Genomic DNA, 16,584 nt, shown 5'->3' with positions numbered 1-16,584 from the left:
CTGGGGTGGTTGAATCGTAGGGCAAATTCGCCCAATCTGTTACACTTCTCGTACATTTGATTGATAAGCAGGCTCTGAGATGGTTGAAGATTCACAAGACACAACGCACTTTGGCTTTCAGACTGTCGCTAAAGCGCAGAAAGCTGACATGGTGGCCCACGTATTCCATTCCGTGGCGGCGAAGTACGATGTAATGAATGACCTGATGTCATTCGGCATTCATCGCTTGTGGAAGCGCTTCACTATTGATTGTAGCGGCGTGCGTCGTGGGCAAACCGTGCTTGATCTGGCGGGCGGGACCGGCGACCTTACCGCGAAATTCTCGCGTCTGGTAGGGGAAACAGGCCGCGTTGTGCTGGCTGATATCAACGACTCCATGCTGAAAATGGGGCGTGAGAAACTGCGCAATCTCGGTGTGGTCGGCAACGTTGAGTACGTCCAGGCGAACGCCGAGGCGCTGCCTTTCCCGGATAACACTTTTGACTGCATCACCATCTCGTTCGGTCTGCGTAACGTCACCGATAAAGAGAAAGCGCTGCGTTCCATGTACCGCGTGCTGAAACCGGGTGGACGCCTGCTGGTGCTGGAGTTCTCTAAACCGATTATTGAGCCCCTGAGCAAAGCGTACGACGCTTACTCTTTCCACATTCTGCCGCGCATTGGTGAAGTGGTTGCTAACGATGCCGACAGCTATCGCTACCTGGCCGAGTCCATCCGTATGCACCCTAACCAGGACACGTTAAAGGCTATGATGCAGGATGCGGGCTTTGACAATGTTGATTACTTCAACATGACCGCGGGCGTTGTCGCCCTGCATCGCGGGTACAAGTTCTGAGTGGAGGTGGCAGATGCCGTTTAAACCCTTGATCACAGCCGGTGTTGAAAACGTACTCAATACCTTTCTGTATCGCTCGCCCGCGCTCAAAACGGCACGCCAGCGACTGAACGGTAAAGTGCTGCGCGTGGTGGTAAAAGAGTTTTCGACCCCGCTGGTGCTGGTATTTAGCGAGCGTCAGCTCGACGTGCTGGGCGAGTGGGAGGGCGAGGCTGACTGCTCTGTTATCACCCATATGAGTACGCTGCCTAAACTGCGCGATCGCCAGCAGCTCACCGCCCTCATCCGTAGCGGTGAGCTGGAAGTCGACGGCGATATCCAGGTGGTACAAAACTTCGTTTCGCTGGCTGACCTGGCGGAATTTGATCCGGCTGAACTGCTGGCTCCCTGGACGGGCGATATTGCCGCAGAGGGGATCAGTAAAGTGCTGCGCGGCGGTGCCTCATTGCTGAAAAAAGGTTTTCAGCGTCAGCAGCGCTATGCTGCGGAGGTGCTTACCGAAGAGTGGCGCATGGCTCCCGGGCCGCTGGAAGCAGCATGGTTTGCAGAAGAAACCGCAGCGGTTGAACGTTCGGTTGATGCACTGACTAAAAGGCTTGAAAAGCTGGAGGGCAAATGACGCCAGGTGAAATTCGGCGCCTCTATTTTATCATCCGCACCTTTTTGAGCTACGGGCTCGATGAGTTGATCCCTCGAATGCGTATTACCTTGCCGCTGCGCCTCTGGCGGCAAACGCTATTCTGGATGCCAAATCGCCATAAAGACAAGCTGCTCGGTGAGCGGCTGCGGCTGGCGTTGCAGGAGCTGGGTCCGGTATGGATCAAGTTCGGCCAGATGCTCTCGACCCGCCGCGATCTCTTCCCTCCCCAGATTGCCGATCAGCTGGCTCTGCTGCAGGATAAAGTCGCCCCGTTCGATGGCCGGCTGGCAAAGCGGCAGATCGAAAAGGCGATGGGTGATATCCCGGTAGAAAGCTGGTTCGATGACTTCGACATCCAACCGCTGGCTTCGGCCTCTATCGCCCAGGTTCACACCGCGCGGCTGAAAGAGAACGGCAAAGAGGTGGTCATCAAGGTGATCCGCCCGGATATTCTGCCGATCATCAGAGCCGACATGAGACTCATCTACCGTCTGGCTCGCTGGGTGCCGCGTCTGTTGCCTGATGGCCGTCGCCTGCGTCCGATGGAAGTGGTGCGTGAATATGAAAAGACGCTGATTGATGAGCTGAATCTGCTGCGTGAATCGGCGAACGCGATTCAGCTGCGCCGCAATTTTGAAAACAGCCCGATGCTGTATGTGCCGGAGGTCTACTCCGACTATTGCAGCCAGGACATGATGGTGATGGAGCGCATCTACGGCATCCCGGTATCGGACGTCGCGACCCTCGAAAAGCAGGGCACCAACATGAAGCTGCTGGCCGAGCGTGGCGTACAGGTCTTCTTTACCCAGGTGTTCCGCGACAGCTTCTTCCATGCCGATATGCACCCGGGCAATATCTTTGTTAGCTACGAGCACCCTGAAGATCCGCAATACATCGGCATTGACTGCGGTATCGTCGGCTCGCTGAACAAAGAAGATAAGCGCTATCTGGCCGAGAACTTTATCGCCTTCTTCAATCGCGATTACCGTAAAGTGGCTGAACTGCACGTCGACTCCGGTTGGGTTCCTCCGGACACCAACGTCGAAGAGTTTGAGTTCGCTATTCGGACGGTTTGTGAGCCTATTTTCGAGAAACCGCTGGCGGAGATCTCGTTTGGCCATGTGCTGCTGAACCTGTTCAATACCGCCCGACGCTTCAATATGGAAGTGCAGCCGCAATTAGTTTTACTTCAGAAAACATTACTTTACGTTGAAGGGGTGGGGCGGCAACTCTATCCTCAGTTAGACTTATGGAAAACGGCAAAACCGTTCCTTGAGTCCTGGATCAAAGACCAGGTTGGGCTGCCTGCCCTGGTCCGCTCCCTGAAAGAGAAAGCACCTTTCTGGATCGAAAAAATGCCCGAACTGCCGGAACTGGTGTACGACAGTTTGCGTCAGAGCAAAAACTTGCAACATAGCGTAGATAAAATCGCTCGTGAGCTGCAAACCAATCATGTGCGTCAGGGCCAGTCACGGTATCTGTTTGGCATAGGCGCCACGCTGTTGTTAAGCGGCACGCTATTGCTAATCAACCGTCCTGACTGGGAGTTGATGCCCGCCTGGCTGATGGCCGGTGGAGTGGTGGTCTGGCTGGCAGGATGGCGTAAAACACGCTGAATTGCATCGCTATCGCAGGGCCGCATAACGTATAATGCGGCCTGATTAATTTATCATCTACAACTGAGGAAGAAGTATGGGTGGTATCAGTATCTGGCAATTGGTGATTATTGCCGTCATCGTCGTGCTGCTTTTCGGTACCAAAAAACTGGGTTCTATCGGTTCCGATCTTGGCGCCTCCATCAAAGGCTTCAAGAAAGCGATCAAAGATGATGACGAGAAGCAGGACAAATCCAGCCAGGACGCGGATTTCACTGCTAAATCTATCGCCGATAAACCAGACGACGTCAAAAAGGAAAATGCTAAACGCCACGATAACGAGCAGGTGTAATCCGTGTTTGATATTGGTTTTAGCGAACTGCTGCTGGTATTCGTGATTGGCCTCATTGTACTGGGGCCACAGCGTTTGCCGGTGGCAGTAAAAACAATTGCAGGCTGGGTGCGGGCGCTACGTTCGCTTGCGACAACGGTTCAAAACGAGCTGGCGCAGGAGCTTAAGCTGCAGGAGTTTCAGGACAGCCTGAAAAAAGTGGAGAAGGCGAGCATGGATAACCTGACGCCGGAACTCAAAGCCTCCATGGATGAACTGCGCGAAGCGGCGGAATCCATGAAGCGCTCCTACAGCGTTAACGACCCGGAAAAAGCGAGTGATGAAGCCAACACCATTCGCAATCCGCTGGTCAAAGATAACGAAGCGCAGCACGAAGGCGTGACGCCTGCTACCGCAGAACACCAGGCCAGTGCGCCCGAACAGACGCCTTCAGAGCCGGTGATCAAAAATTCAGAACCGACGCCAGCGTCCGCAGAGAAGAAGCCTGCCCCCGTCGCTGATGCGTCCCCCTCGTCGAGTGATAAAGCGTAAATATGGCAGTAGATGAAACTCAACCGCTGATTACGCACCTGATCGAGCTGCGTAAGCGCCTGCTGAACTGCATTATTGCGGTCTTCCTCATTTTTATAGGCCTGGTCTATTTCGCCAACGACATCTATCAGGTGGTCTCTGCGCCGCTGATTAAACAGATGCCGCTGGGTGCAACCATGATTGCGACCGATGTCGCGTCGCCCTTCTTCACGCCGATTAAGCTGACCTTCTGGGTGTCGCTGATTGCTTCTGCCCCGGTGATCCTTTACCAGGTCTGGGCCTTTATTGCCCCTGCGCTGTATAAGCATGAACGCCGTCTGGTGATCCCGCTGCTGGTCTCCAGCTCGCTGCTATTTTATATCGGCATGGCCTTCGCCTACTTCGTGGTTTTCCCCCTGGCCTTTGGCTTCCTGGCAAACACCGCGCCGGTAGGGGTCCAGGTCTCGACGGACATTGCCAGTTATCTGAGCTTTGTGATGGCGCTGTTTATGGCCTTCGGCGTGGCGTTTGAGGTGCCGGTTGCCATCGTGCTGCTCTGCTGGGTGGGGATCACCACGCCGGAAGACTTGCGTAAAAAGCGTCCGTACATTCTGGTGGGTGCCTTCGTCATTGGCATGATGCTAACGCCGCCGGATGTCTTCTCGCAAACCCTGCTGGCAATCCCGATGTATTGCCTGTTTGAGGTCGGCGTCTTCTTCTCGCGCTTCTATATTGGAAAGCGACGTGAAGATCACGAGGAAGAGTCAGAAGAATAAAACCAACCGCCCGCCAGGGCGGTTGTCATATGGGAGCGAGTATGTTTGATATCGGTCTGAACCTGACCAGTCCCCAGTTTGCCCAGGATCGCGATGAGGTCGTTGCCAGGGCCTTCGCTGCCGGGGTAAAGGGCTTACTGCTGACGGGCACCAACCTGCATGAAAGTGAGCAGGCGCAGCAGCTGGCTCAACGTTACGATCGCTGCTGGTCAACGGCAGGCGTTCATCCTCACGACAGCAGCCAGTGGACGACAGAGAGCGCAGATACGCTGCGGGCGTTAGCCGCCTCGCCTGAGGTCGTGGCAATCGGAGAGTGTGGCCTCGACTTTAATCGCAACTTCTCCACCCCCACCGAGCAGGAGCATGCCTTTAGCGCCCAGCTTGCACTGGCCGCGGAGCTGGGTATGCCAGTATTTATGCACTGCCGTGACGCTCACGAACGCTTTCTGGCGTTGCTGGAACCCTGGCTGGATAAACTGCCCGGCGCGGTGCTGCACTGTTTTACCGGCACGCGTGAGGAGGCGATAGCTTGTCTGGATCGTGGCTTATATCTGGGGATCACCGGCTGGGTCTGCGATGAACGGCGCGGGCTGGCGCTGCGTGAACTGTTACCGGTTATTCCTGCCGAACGCCTGCTGATTGAGACCGATGCGCCGTACCTGCTGCCGCGCGATCTCAGCCCTAAACCGGCCTCAAGGCGTAATGAGCCAGCCTGGCTGGGCCATATACTTGAGCGGGTGGCCCACTGGCGCGGCGAAGAGACGCAGTGGCTGGCTGCGCAGACGGATGACAACGTGCGTCGTCTGTTTGGCGTCGACTTTTAAACTTTGCGGAAACTGGTGTTTTTCACGCTCTGCTTCACTTCTTTATTCAGCAAGTTCAGCAGCAGCATGGAGCGGGCTTCCCCATCCGGCTCAGCGAAAATCGCTACCAGCCCTTCGAACGCCCCTTCGGTGATCACCACATCATCGCCGGAGAAGGGCGTATCAGGATCGGTCATGCCTTCTGGCTGTTTATAAACCGAGAGCTGGTGGATGACGGAAGAGGGCACCGTGGCCGGATGAACGCCAAAGCGCACGAAGTGGCTGACGCCGCGCGTCGCATTGATGGTGGTGGTGTGGATCACTTCAGGGTCGAATTCAACAAACAGATAGTTAGGAAACAGCGGCTCGCTGACGGTTGTACGTTTACCGCGAACCATTTTTTCCAGCGTGATCACAGGCGTCAGACAGTTCACTGCCTGGCGTTCCAGATGTTCCTGAGCACGCTGAAGTTGCCCACGCTTGCAATACAGTAAATACCAGGCCCGCATAATGACTCTTTTCCGCTTGTTATGCCGGCAAGCATATCAAAACCCTGGCGGGATCGCTAAGCTGATTATAATGGCAGTACGCAGAAGAAGCCGTGAATCTTCACGCTAATTTAACAAAAATACAGCATCACGCAGTCTTACGCCGTATAATGAACCGCATACAGAGAGAGCTTGACTAACTGCATGAAATACAACGATCTACGCGACTTCCTGGAACTGCTGGAAAAGCAGGGCGAACTCAAACGTATTACCCTGCCTGTCGATCCTTATCTGGAGATGACAGAGATTGCCGACCGCACCCTGCGTGCCGGTGGGCCCGCGCTGCTGTTTGAAAATCCGAAAGGCTACACCATGCCGGTGCTCTGTAACCTGTTTGGCACACCTAGGCGTGTGGCGATGGGGATGGGGCAGGAGGATGTCAGCGCGTTGCGTGAAGTAGGTAAGCTGCTGGCTTTTCTGAAAGAGCCTGAGCCACCAAAAGGTTTTCGCGATCTCTTTGATAAGCTGCCGCAGTTTAAGCAGGTGTTGAACATGCCGACCAAACGGCTGCGTGGTGCCCCCTGCCAGCAGAAAATCGTGGAAGGCGATGCGGTCGATCTGACCCGAATTCCCATCATGCAGTGCTGGCCAGAAGACGCCGCCCCGCTGATCACCTGGGGCCTGACCGTAACGCGCGGGCCGCACAAAGAGCGCCAGAATCTTGGGATCTACCGTCAGCAGCTGATCGGTAAAAACAAACTCATTATGCGCTGGCTGTCGCACCGCGGCGGTGCGCTTGATTTCCAGGAGTGGTGTGCTGCGCATCCGGGCGAACGCTTCCCGGTCTCTGTGGCGCTGGGTGCCGATCCGGCCACTATACTCGGCGCAGTGACGCCGGTGCCCGACACGCTGTCGGAATATGCCTTTGCCGGGTTACTGCGTGGCACCAAAACCGAAGTGGTGAAGTGCGTTTCTAACGATCTGGAAGTGCCCGCCAGCGCTGAAATCGTCCTCGAAGGCTACATCGAAGCTGGAGAGATGGCCCCGGAAGGGCCGTATGGCGACCACACCGGCTATTACAATGAAATAGACAACTTCCCGGTATTTACCGTGACGCACATTACCCAGCGGGAAGATGCGATTTACCACTCCACCTATACCGGCCGTCCACCAGATGAACCTGCCGTACTGGGCGTGGCGCTCAACGAAGTGTTTGTGCCTATTCTGCAAAAACAGTTCCCGGAGATCGTTGATTTCTATCTGCCGCCGGAAGGGTGCTCTTATCGCCTGGCGGTAGTAACCATTAAGAAGCAGTATGCGGGTCACGCTAAACGGGTGATGATGGGCGTATGGTCTTTCCTGCGCCAGTTTATGTATACCAAGTTTGTGATCGTTTGCGATGATGACGTCAACGCCCGAGACTGGAATGACGTAATCTGGGCCATTACCACCCGTATGGATCCGGCACGCGATACCGTGTTAGTCGAAAACACGCCAATTGATTACCTGGATTTTGCCTCGCCGGTTTCCGGTCTTGGCTCAAAAATGGGACTGGATGCCACCAATAAATGGCCCGGCGAAACCCAACGTGAATGGGGTCGACCGATCAAAAAGGATCCTGAGGTGACTGCGCGAATTGACGCGATCTGGGATGAACTGGCCATAATGAATAACGGTAAAGACGCCTGAATGCGCCCGTTATGCCCTATAGACTTCCCGACAGAGAGAGCGAATGACAACCTTAAGCTGTAAAGTGACCTCGGTAGACGCTATCACCGACACTGTATATCGCGTCCGTTTAGTACCTGAATCGGCGTTCTCCTTCCGCGCTGGCCAGTATTTGATGGTGGTGATGGATGAACGGGATAAGCGCCCTTTCTCAATGGCCTCCACGCCGGATGAGCAAGAGTTTATCGAGCTGCACATTGGGGCGTCGGAGCTCAACCTGTATGCGATGGCGGTGATGGATCGCATTCTGAAAGAGAACGTGATTGAAGTTGATATGCCTCACGGGGAAGCCTGGCTGCGCGATGACGAAGAGCGTCCGCTGATCCTGATTGCCGGCGGCACCGGTTTCTCCTACGCGCGCTCTATCCTGCTGACGGCGCTGGCGCGTAATCCGGACCGGGATATCACCATCTACTGGGGTGGCCGCGAGTCGAAGCACCTTTACGATCTGTCCGAGCTGGAAGCGCTGAGCGTGACCCATCCAAACCTGCGCGTTGAGCCGGTGGTGGAGCAGCCGGAAGAGGGATGGCGCGGCCGCAGCGGCACCGTGTTAACGGCGGTATTGCAGGATCATGGCACCCTGGTAAATCACGATATCTATATTGCCGGTCGTTTCGAAATGGCGAAAATTGCCCGTGACCTGTTCTGCAACGAGCGTGGCGCGCGTGAAGATCGTCTGTTTGGCGACGCATTTGCCTTTATTTGAGACGAAAAAAACCCGCCCCTGACAGGCGGGAAAACGGCAACTAAAACTTTCCCCGTCATCATTCACGCTGCCTCTTTGTTGGCTGCCTTTGCTCACCCCGGTCACATAGTTAACTATGCTCCCGGGGATTCGCGCAGTTGCCGCCGCGATGCAACGCGAATGATTTAGGGGAATATTCTTCGATTACACCCTCTCAAACACCGTCGCGATCCCCTGACCCAGGCCGATACACATAGTCGCCAGACCAAACTGAGCATCTTTACGTTCCATCAGGTTAATCAGCGTGGTGCTGATACGCGCCCCGGAACAGCCCAGCGGGTGACCCAGCGCAATGGCGCCGCCGTTGAGGTTAATCTTCTCGTCGATCTGATCCATCAGGCCCAGATCCTTAATGCACGGCAGGATCTGCGCGGCGAAGGCTTCGTTCATCTCGAACACGTCGATATCGCTGGTGGAAAGCCCGGCTTTTTTCAGCGCCAGCTTTGAGGCCGGTACCGGGCCGTAACCCATAATCGATGGATCGCAGCCCACGACCGCCATCGAGCGGATACGGGCGCGCGGCGTCAGACCCAGCTCGCGGGCGCGGCTTTCGCTCATGACCAGCATGGCGGCAGCACCATCGGAGAGGGCGGAAGAGCTGCCCGCCGTCACGGTGCCGGTCACCGGATCAAAGGCCGGTTTCAGCGCGGAGAGCGCTTCAACGGTGGTTTCCGGACGGATCACTTCGTCGAAGTAGAACTGTTTCAGCACGCCATCGGCATCGTGGCCGCCCGTCGGCAGGATCTCATTTTTGAAGGCGCCGGACTGCGTCGCGGCCCAGGCACGGGCGTGCGAGCGGGCGGCAAAGCTGTCCTGCATTTCACGGCTGATGCCGTGCAGACGGGAGAGCATCTCTGCCGTTAGCCCCATCATGCCCGCGGCTTTCGCCACGGTACGGCTCATGCCGGGATGAAAATCGACGCCGTGGCTCATCGGCACGTGGCCCATGTGTTCCACACCGCCAATCATGCACACCTGCGCGTCGCCGGTCATGATCATGCGTGCCGCATCGTGCAGGGCCTGCATCGACGAACCGCACAGGCGGTTGACGGTGACAGCCGGTACTGAGTGCGGGATTTCCGCCAGCAGCGCGGCGTTACGGGCAATGTTAAAACCCTGCTCCAGGGTCTGCTGTACGCAGCCCCAGTAGATATCGTCCAGCGCGGTGGCTTCCAGCGCCGGGTTGCGCGCCAGCAGGCTACGCATTAAATGTGCGGAGAGATCTTCCGCGCGCACGTTACGAAATGCGCCGCCCTTCGAACGGCCCATCGGGGTGCGAATTGCATCGACAATGACAACCTGTTCCATTGTGACTCCTTAAGCCGTTTTGATTGCGCCAACCGGACGGGCAGGCTCAACCGGAGGATAGTACGCTTCGTTGTGACGCGCTTTGGCACGCAGACCTTCCGGGGCGTGATACAGCGGGCCGAGATGCTCGTACTGTTGCGTCATATCCAGATAGCGGGCGCTGCCGAGCGTATCCAGCCAGCGGAACGCGCCGCCGTGGAACGGAGGGAAGCCCAGGCCGTACACCAGCGCCATATCGGCTTCCGCCGGGCTGGCGATAATGCCCTCTTCGAGACAGCGCACCACTTCATTGACCATCGGGATCATCATGCGGGCAATGATCTCTTCGTCGCTGAAATCACGCTTCGCCTGGCTGACCTCTGCCAGCAGGCTGTCCACGGTGGCATCTTCCTCTTTCTTCGGTTTGCCCTTGCTGTCTTCTTTATAACGCCAGAAGCCGAGGCCGTTTTTCTGACCGTAGCGATTCGATTCAAAGAGTACGTCGATGGCATCGCGGTAATCTTTCTGCATCCGCGCCGGGAAACCAGCCGCCATTACTGCCTGGGCGTGATGGGCGGTATCAATGCCGACAACATCCAGCAGATAGGCCGGGCCCATTGGCCAGCCAAACTGTTTTTCCATCACTTTGTCGATCTTGCGGAAATCCGCCCCGTCGCGCAGCAGCTGGCTGAAACCGGCAAAGTAGGGGAACAGCACGCGGTTGACGAAGAAGCCCGGGCAGTCATTCACCACAATCGGGGTTTTGCCCATCTTGCTGGCCCACGCCACCACTTTGGCGATCGTTTCATCGGAGGTCTTTTCTCCGCGAATCACTTCAACCAGCGGCATACGGTGCACCGGGTTAAAGAAGTGCATACCGCAGAAGTTTTCCGGGCGCTTCAGCACGCTGGCCAGTTCGCTGATTGGTATGGTAGAGGTGTTGGATGCCAGCACAGTCTCCGGGCGAACCTTCTCTTCTGTTTCCGCCAGCACCGCTTTTTTCACTTTCGGGTTTTCAACTACCGCTTCGACGACCACATCCACGCGATCGAAACCGCTGTATTCCAGCGTCGGATGAATAGTAGAGATCACCCCGGAGAGCTTCAGACCGTCGATCTTGCCGCGCTCCAGCTGTTTGTTCAGCAGCTTGGCCGATTCCGTCATGCCCAGCGTCAGGGATTTGTCGTTGATATCTTTCATGACAACCGGCACGCCTTTCCATGCCGACTGATACGCAATACCGCCGCCCATAATGCCCGCACCCAGCACCGCAGCCTGTTTTGGCGTCTCGACATGTTTGGTCAGCTGCTTCGCTTTGCCCTTCACGAACTGATCGTTGAGGAAAATACCCACCAGGGCACGCGCTTCGTTGGTGTGAGCCAGCGGAACGAAACTTTGGTTTTCTAATTTCAGTGCTTCGTCACGGCCCAGACGTGCGGCGGCTTCGATGGTTTTCACCGCGGTGATGGGCGCCGGATAGTGTTTACCCGCCGTCTGCATCACCATGCCTTTAGCGATGGTGAAGCTCATGGTGGCTTCAATTTTACTTAAGTGCAGCGGCTCCAGTTTCGGCTGGCGTTTTGCTTTCCAGTCGAGATCGCCGTTAATCGCCTGGCGCAGTATCGCCAGTGCCCCTTCATGAAGTTTTTCCGGCTTAACGACGCCATCCACCAGACCGAGTTTTAATGCCTGATCGGCACTGACATCTTTACCCGCGGCAATAATTTCCAGGGCGCTATCGGCACCCAGCAGGCGCGGCAGACGTACCGAGCCGCCAAAGCCCGGCATGATGCCCAGCTTCGTTTCAGGCAGACCAATGCGCAGATCCGGCGTCGCCAGACGATAATCGGTCGCCAGCACGCATTCACAGCCGCCACCCAGCGCATAGCCATTAACCGCAGAAAGGGTCGGGACCGGCAGATCTTCCAGACGGTTAAAGACGCTGTTGGCGAAATGGAGCCACTGGCTCAGCTGCTCCTGTGGTACCAGGAACAGCGAGAGGAATTCGGTGATGTCTGCGCCGACAATAAATGCCGCTTTTTCGGAACGCAGCAGCAGACCTTTTAAATCGGTTTGTTTTTCAAGAACGTCCAGCGCCTGGCCAAGGCTGGCCACGGTTGCGGTATCAAGCTTGTTCACTGAGCCGGGGGCGTCGAACACCAGTTCGGCAATGCCACCTTCCAGCCAGTCTACGTACAGGGTGTCGCCTTTGTAGAGCATGTCAGTCTCCTGAATCCAGCAATTGGATCTGGTCATACCAGATGAAACGGAGTGTGGGTTTTGTGTTAATGAAATGCAAATTAGTCATTAAATAATTGTAGGTCTGATCACGCTCGGCGAAGATCACGCAGCTTTTCTGAGGTGTGCTAAGATGCGGAGACTTGAGGTCAAAACGAAAGGAATAATGATGGACTCACTGGCCGCGCTCTACAAAAATCATATTGTTACGTTACAGGAACGTACACGCGACGTACTGGCTCGCTTTAAGCTGGATGCGTTGCTCATCCACTCCGGCGAACTGTTTAATGTCTTCCTTGACGATCATGCTTATCCCTTCAAAGTGAATCCGCAATTTAAAGCCTGGGTGCCGGTAACGCAGGTTCCCAATTGCTGGTTGCTGGTGGATGGTGTGAACAAGCCGAAACTCTGGTTCTATCTGCCAGTGGATTACTGGCACAACGTGGAGCCGCTGCCGACCTCATTCTGGACGGACGAGATAGAGGTGATTGCCCTGCCGAAAGCGGACGGTATTAGCAGCCAGTTACCCGCGGCTCGCGGTAACATTGCCTATATTGGCCCGGTGCCTGAACGGGCACTTGCCATGGAGATCACAGCGGAAAACGTCAACCCGAAAGGGGTGATCGACTATCTGCACTATTACCGCTCATATAAGACCGACTATGAACTGGCGTGTATGCGTGAAGCGCAAAAAACCGCGGTTAACGGCCATCGTGCGGCACATGAAGCGTTCCTGTCCGGCATGAGCGAGTTCGATATTAACCAGGCTTACCTGACGGCGACCGGCCATCGTGATACCGATGTGCCTTACAGCAACATCGTGGCGCTGAACGAACATGCGGCGGTGCTGCATTACACCAAACTCGATCACCGCGCGCCGTCCGAAATGCGCAGCTTCCTGCTGGATGCCGGGGCGGAATATAACGGTTATGCCGCTGACCTGACCCGTACCTGGGCCGGAAACAGCGACACCGAGTTCGCTGCGCTTATCAAAGACGTGAATGATGAACAGCTTGCCCTGATCGCCACCATGAAGGCGGGCGTGAGCTACGTGGAGTACCACATCCAGTTCCATCAGCGCATTGCGAAACTGCTGCGTAAGTACCAGATCGTCAGCGATATGAGCGAAGAGGCGATGGTGGAAAACGACCTGACCGGGCCCTTTATGCCGCACGGTATCGGCCATCCGCTGGGTCTGCAGGTCCACGATACGGCGGGCTTTATGCAGGATGATACCGGTACGCACCTGGCGGCGCCGTCTAAATATCCCTACCTGCGCTGCACCCGTATTCTGCAACCGCGCATGGTGCTGACCATCGAGCCGGGCATCTACTTTATAGAGTCGCTGCTGGCGCCGTGGCGTGAAGGGCAGTTCAGCAAACACTTCAACTGGCAGAAAATCGAAGCGCTGAAGCCGTTTGGTGGGATCCGTATCGAAGATAACGTGGTGATCCACGAGAACGGTACTGAAAACATGACGCGAGATCTGAAGCTGGCGTAATGGAAAGCTGGCTCATACCGGCAGCGCCGGTCACCTTTACGGAAGAGATCAAGAAAAGCCGTTTCATCACGCTGTTGGCGCATACCGACGGCGTGGAGGCGGCGAAGGCGTTTGTAGAGTCAGTAAGAGCGGAGCATCCCGACGCCCGCCACCACTGCGTGGCGTGGGTGGCCGGGCCGCCTGACGACTCGCAAAAGCTCGGGTTCTCGGATGATGGTGAACCGGCGGGCACGGCGGGCAAACCCATGCTCTCGCAGCTCATGGGCAGCGGCGTTGGCGAAATCACCGCCGTCGTGGTGCGATACTACGGCGGCGTATTACTGGGAACGGGCGGGCTGGTCAAGGCCTATGGCGGCGGCGTCCAGCAGGCGCTTAATCAGCTGACGACTATCCGCAAAACGCCACTTACCGAATATACTTTATTGTGCGATTACGCCCAGTTATCCGGCATCGAGGCCTTGCTGAAGCAGTATCAGGGCCTGATCGTACTCAGTGACTACCAGGCGATGGTGCACTTGCGGGTGGCATTACCCCAGGCGGCGCTTCCGGCATTCTCAGCAAAACTGGCTGATTTTAGTCGTGGTTCGTTGCAATTGCGGCCGATTGAAGAATAATCCCCACCCTACTTATTGAATACCAAAGGAAGCGGCAGAGATGCATTTTCGTGCCATAACCCGAATTGTTGGATTGCTGGTCATACTTTTCTCCGGGACGATGATCCTCCCGGGACTGGTAGCGCTTATTTATCGGGATGGTGCGGGCCGCGCCTTTACGCAGACCTTTTTCGTCGCGCTGATGATTGGCTCCCTGCTGTGGTGGCCTAACCGCCGTCAGAAAGGGGAGCTGAAATCCCGGGAAGGCTTCCTGATCGTGGTGCTGTTCTGGACCGTGCTGGGCAGCGTGGGGGCATTACCCTTCATCTTCTCGGAACAACCCAACCTGACGATCACCGATGCCTTCTTCGAATCCTTTTCCGGGCTGACCACCACCGGAGCCACCACGTTGGTGGGGCTGGACTCATTACCTCATGCCATCCTTTTTTACCGGCAGATGCTGCAATGGTTCGGCGGTATGGGGATCATCGTATTAGCCGTAGCTATCCTGCCAATATTGGGCGTCGGGGGGATGCAGCTCTACCGTGCCGAAATGCCGGGGCCGCTGAAAGATAATAAAATGCGCCCGCGTATTGCCGAGACGGCCAAAACGTTATGGCTGATCTATGTTCTGCTGACGGTCGCCTGTGCGCTGGCGCTGTGGTTCGCCGGGATGCCAGCCTTTGATGCCATTGGCCATAGTTTTGCGACCATCGCCATTGGTGGGTTCTCAACCCATGATGCCAGCGTCGGCTATTTTGACAGCCCTACAATCAATACCATCATTGCTATCTTCCTGCTTATCTCCGGCTGTAACTACGGCCTGCACTTCTCGCTGTTAAGCGGCCGTAACCTGAAGGTGTACTGGCGCGACCCGGAGTTCCGCATGTTCATTGGCGTGCAGCTGACGCTGGTGGCTATCTGTACCCTGGTGCTGTGGCTACACGATGTCTATGACTCGGCGGTCACCACCCTTAATCAGGCTTTCTTCCAGGTGGTATCGATGGCGACCACCGCAGGGTTCACCACCGACAGTATCGCGCGCTGGCCGCTCTTCCTGCCTGTGCTGCTGCTCTGTTCGGCCTTTATCGGCGGCTGTGCCGGTTCGACGGGCGGTGGCCTGAAGGTGATCCGCATTCTGCTGCTCTTTAAACAGGGGAACCGCGAGCTTAAGCGTCTGGTACACCCGAATGCGGTTTACAGCATCAAACTGGGCAACCGCGCACTGCCGGAGCGTATTCTGGAGGCGGTGTGGGGCTTCTTCTCTGCCTACGCGCTGGTCTTTATCGTCAGCATGCTGGCGATCATCGCGACGGGCGTGGATGACTTTTCGGCATTTGCCTCCGTGGTCGCCACACTGAACAACCTGGGGCCGGGCCTTGGCGTGGTCGCAGACAACTTTGCCAGTATGAACCCAACCGCGAAGTGGATCCTGATTGCCAATATGCTGTTCGGGCGTCTTGAGGTCTTTACGCTGTTGGTTCTCCTGACACCAACATTCTGGCGCGAATAAGGGAGCCGTTTGTGAAAACATTAATTCTATTTTCAACGCGCGACGGGCAGACGCGGGAGATTGCCGCTTTTCTGGCTTCTGAGTTAAAAGAGCAGGGTATCTATGCGGATGTCGTCAATCTGAACCGCACAGAAGAGATTGCGTGGCAGGAGTATGACCGCGTGGTGATTGGCGCCTCGATTCGTTACGGTCATTTCCATCCTGCGGTGGATCGCTTCGTGAAAAAGCATACGGCAATGCTGAATAGCCTGCCTGGCGCTTTCTACTCTGTGAATCTGGTGGCGCGTAAAGCGGAAAAGCGCACGCCGCAAACCAACAGCTACACGCGCAAGTTTTTACTGAACTCACCCTGGAAGCCAACTGCCTGTGCCGTCTTTGCGGGTGCGCTGCGTTATCCGCGCTACCGCTGGTACGATCGCTTTATGATCCGCCTTATTATGAAGATGACAGGCGGCGAAACGGATACCCGTAAAGAGGTGGTCTATACCGACTGGTCCCAGGTCTCCAGTTTCGCCCGGGAAATTGCGCAATTAACCCGCAATTCGCGGCATTAATAGTCGCAAAGGTCGAAAAGTAAGCGAACGGAAAACTTTTTAAGATTTCTGCTTGTCACCGTCAGATAACTCCCTATAATGCGCCACCACTGACACGGAACAACGGCAAACACGCCGCCGGGTCAGCGGGGTTCGGTAAGAACCTCACGGAGAAAAGCGAAAATAATCGCTTGACTCTGAGGCGGGGAAGCGTAATATGCACACCCCGCGTCGCAGCGAAAAAGCGAAGCGGCACTGCTCTTTAACAATTTATCAGACAATCTGTGTGGGCACTCAAAGTGACATGGATTCTTAATGTCTTCGGACAATAAATGAATACCAAGTCTCTGAGTGAACACGTAATTCATTACGAAGTTTAATTCACGAGCATCAAACTTAAATTGAAGAGTTTGATCATGGCTCAGATTGAACGCTGGCGGCAGGCCT

At 55.9% G+C, this 16,584-nt stretch carries 17 protein-coding genes; 13 read left to right on the top strand and 4 right to left on the bottom strand.

Annotated elements, in window-relative coordinates; genetic code table 11:
* The first annotated feature begins 79 nt into the window (after nt 1-79).
* From ubiE to tatD, 7 genes are all read left to right on the top strand, one after another.
* Complete coding sequence (gene ubiE / locus ACOKCT_RS20740) at nt 80-835, top strand: bifunctional demethylmenaquinone methyltransferase/2-methoxy-6-polyprenyl-1,4-benzoquinol methylase UbiE (protein ID WP_103177424.1); 756 nt, start codon at nt 80-82, stop codon at nt 833-835.
* A 13-nt stretch (nt 836-848) separates the two neighbouring features.
* Nucleotides 849-1,454 (top strand): ubiquinone biosynthesis protein UbiJ, encoded by a 606-nt coding sequence (ubiJ, locus tag ACOKCT_RS20735; RefSeq protein WP_103177423.1) that lies wholly within the window; start codon nt 849-851, stop codon nt 1,452-1,454.
* Nucleotides 1,451-3,091 carry a ubiquinone biosynthesis regulatory protein kinase UbiB gene (gene ubiB / locus ACOKCT_RS20730; protein WP_103177422.1) on the top strand — a complete coding sequence of 547 codons (1,641 nt, stop codon included), beginning with the start codon at nt 1,451-1,453 and terminating at the stop codon, nt 3,089-3,091. The genes ubiJ and ubiB overlap by 4 nt, the downstream gene beginning before the upstream one ends.
* Nucleotides 3,092-3,167: 76 nt before the next feature.
* Entirely contained in the window at nt 3,168-3,422 is a 255-nt protein-coding gene (tatA, locus tag ACOKCT_RS20725) for a Sec-independent protein translocase subunit TatA (RefSeq protein WP_103177421.1), read from the top strand.
* 3 nt (nt 3,423-3,425) lie between these two features.
* Entirely contained in the window at nt 3,426-3,953 is a 528-nt protein-coding gene (gene tatB, locus ACOKCT_RS20720; RefSeq protein WP_103177420.1) for a Sec-independent protein translocase protein TatB, read from the top strand.
* Nucleotides 3,954-3,955: 2 nt separating this feature from the next.
* On the top strand, nt 3,956-4,708 hold the full coding sequence (gene tatC / locus ACOKCT_RS20715; protein ID WP_103177419.1) for a Sec-independent protein translocase subunit TatC: 753 nt from the start codon (nt 3,956-3,958) through the stop codon (nt 4,706-4,708).
* Nucleotides 4,709-4,749: 41 nt separating this feature from the next.
* The gene (gene tatD / locus ACOKCT_RS20710) at nt 4,750-5,532 is read left to right on the top strand and encodes a 3'-5' ssDNA/RNA exonuclease TatD (protein WP_103177418.1); all 783 of its coding nucleotides are present in this window, start codon (nt 4,750-4,752) and stop codon (nt 5,530-5,532) included.
* Here tatD and rfaH read toward each other — a convergent pair.
* Nucleotides 5,529-6,020 (bottom strand): transcription/translation regulatory transformer protein RfaH, encoded by a 492-nt coding sequence (gene rfaH, locus ACOKCT_RS20705; RefSeq protein WP_103177417.1) that lies wholly within the window; start codon nt 6,018-6,020, stop codon nt 5,529-5,531. The genes tatD and rfaH overlap by 4 nt on opposite strands.
* 183 nt (nt 6,021-6,203) lie before the next feature.
* Here rfaH and ubiD point away from each other — a divergent pair, with 183 nt between their 5' ends.
* A complete protein-coding gene (gene ubiD / locus ACOKCT_RS20700; RefSeq protein WP_103177416.1) occupies nt 6,204-7,688 on the top strand; it encodes a 4-hydroxy-3-polyprenylbenzoate decarboxylase in 1,485 nt (494 codons plus the stop codon).
* Between the two features lie 43 nt (nt 7,689-7,731).
* Entirely contained in the window at nt 7,732-8,433 is a 702-nt protein-coding gene (gene fre, locus ACOKCT_RS20695; protein WP_103825360.1) for an NAD(P)H-flavin reductase, read from the top strand.
* A 183-nt stretch (nt 8,434-8,616) separates the two neighbouring features.
* On the opposite strand, the gene fadA is transcribed toward fre, so the two are convergent.
* A complete protein-coding gene (gene fadA, locus ACOKCT_RS20690) occupies nt 8,617-9,780 on the bottom strand; it encodes an acetyl-CoA C-acyltransferase FadA (protein WP_103177414.1) in 1,164 nt (387 codons plus the stop codon).
* A 9-nt stretch (nt 9,781-9,789) separates the two neighbouring features.
* Complete coding sequence (gene fadB / locus ACOKCT_RS20685) at nt 9,790-11,979, bottom strand: fatty acid oxidation complex subunit alpha FadB (protein WP_420193846.1); 2,190 nt, start codon at nt 11,977-11,979, stop codon at nt 9,790-9,792.
* A gap of 187 nt (nt 11,980-12,166) precedes the next feature.
* Here fadB and pepQ point away from each other — a divergent pair, with 187 nt between their 5' ends.
* From pepQ to hemG, 4 genes are read left to right on the top strand one after another with little or no spacing between them, the layout of a single operon-like run.
* Nucleotides 12,167-13,498, top strand: coding sequence for a Xaa-Pro dipeptidase (gene pepQ / locus ACOKCT_RS20680; RefSeq protein ID WP_103177411.1), 1,332 nt, complete (start codon nt 12,167-12,169; stop codon nt 13,496-13,498).
* On the top strand, nt 13,498-14,112 hold the full coding sequence (locus tag ACOKCT_RS20675; protein ID WP_156655348.1) for an IMPACT family protein: 615 nt from the start codon (nt 13,498-13,500) through the stop codon (nt 14,110-14,112). Before pepQ ends, ACOKCT_RS20675 begins: the two co-directional genes overlap by 1 nt.
* A 40-nt stretch (nt 14,113-14,152) precedes the next feature.
* Nucleotides 14,153-15,604 (top strand): Trk system potassium transporter TrkH, encoded by a 1,452-nt coding sequence (gene trkH, locus ACOKCT_RS20670; protein WP_103177409.1) that lies wholly within the window; start codon nt 14,153-14,155, stop codon nt 15,602-15,604.
* A gap of 11 nt (nt 15,605-15,615) precedes the next feature.
* Nucleotides 15,616-16,158: a menaquinone-dependent protoporphyrinogen IX dehydrogenase gene (gene hemG / locus ACOKCT_RS20665; RefSeq protein WP_103177408.1), complete on the top strand. Its 543-nt coding sequence runs from the start codon at nt 15,616-15,618 to the stop codon at nt 16,156-16,158.
* Between the two features lie 122 nt (nt 16,159-16,280).
* On the opposite strand, the gene ACOKCT_RS20660 is transcribed toward hemG, so the two are convergent.
* The coding region (locus ACOKCT_RS20660; protein WP_420193845.1) for a hypothetical protein at nt 16,281-16,584 on the bottom strand (304 nt) is incomplete at its 5' end.

The sequence above is a fragment of the Leclercia sp. M-A074-M genome (genome assembly GCF_965195605.1).
GTDB lineage: Bacteria > Pseudomonadota > Gammaproteobacteria > Enterobacterales > Enterobacteriaceae > Enterobacter.
This window is presented reverse-complemented; position numbering and strand designations above follow the sequence as displayed.

Bases quoted from the DNA above. Each gene is read 5' to 3' on its own strand.
- fre (WP_103825360.1), top strand. From the start codon at position 7,732: ATGACAACCTTAAGCTGTAAAGTGACCTCGGTAGACGCTATCACCGAC.
- ubiB (WP_103177422.1), top strand. From the start codon at position 1,451: ATGACGCCAGGTGAAATTCGGCGCCTCTATTTTATCATCCGCACCTTT.
- tatC (WP_103177419.1), top strand. From the start codon at position 3,956: ATGGCAGTAGATGAAACTCAACCGCTGATTACGCACCTGATCGAGCTG.
- fadB (WP_420193846.1), bottom strand. From the start codon at position 11,979: ATGCTCTACAAAGGCGACACCCTGTACGTAGACTGGCTGGAAGGTGGC.
- trkH (WP_103177409.1), top strand. From the start codon at position 14,153: ATGCATTTTCGTGCCATAACCCGAATTGTTGGATTGCTGGTCATACTT.
- ubiJ (WP_103177423.1), top strand. From the start codon at position 849: ATGCCGTTTAAACCCTTGATCACAGCCGGTGTTGAAAACGTACTCAAT.
- tatD (WP_103177418.1), top strand. From the start codon at position 4,750: ATGTTTGATATCGGTCTGAACCTGACCAGTCCCCAGTTTGCCCAGGAT.
- ubiD (WP_103177416.1), top strand. From the start codon at position 6,204: ATGAAATACAACGATCTACGCGACTTCCTGGAACTGCTGGAAAAGCAG.
- ubiE (WP_103177424.1), top strand. From the start codon at position 80: ATGGTTGAAGATTCACAAGACACAACGCACTTTGGCTTTCAGACTGTC.
- tatA (WP_103177421.1), top strand. From the start codon at position 3,168: ATGGGTGGTATCAGTATCTGGCAATTGGTGATTATTGCCGTCATCGTC.
- pepQ (WP_103177411.1), top strand. From the start codon at position 12,167: ATGGACTCACTGGCCGCGCTCTACAAAAATCATATTGTTACGTTACAG.
- fadA (WP_103177414.1), bottom strand. From the start codon at position 9,780: ATGGAACAGGTTGTCATTGTCGATGCAATTCGCACCCCGATGGGCCGT.
- ACOKCT_RS20675 (WP_156655348.1), top strand. From the start codon at position 13,498: ATGGAAAGCTGGCTCATACCGGCAGCGCCGGTCACCTTTACGGAAGAG.
- rfaH (WP_103177417.1), bottom strand. From the start codon at position 6,020: ATGCGGGCCTGGTATTTACTGTATTGCAAGCGTGGGCAACTTCAGCGT.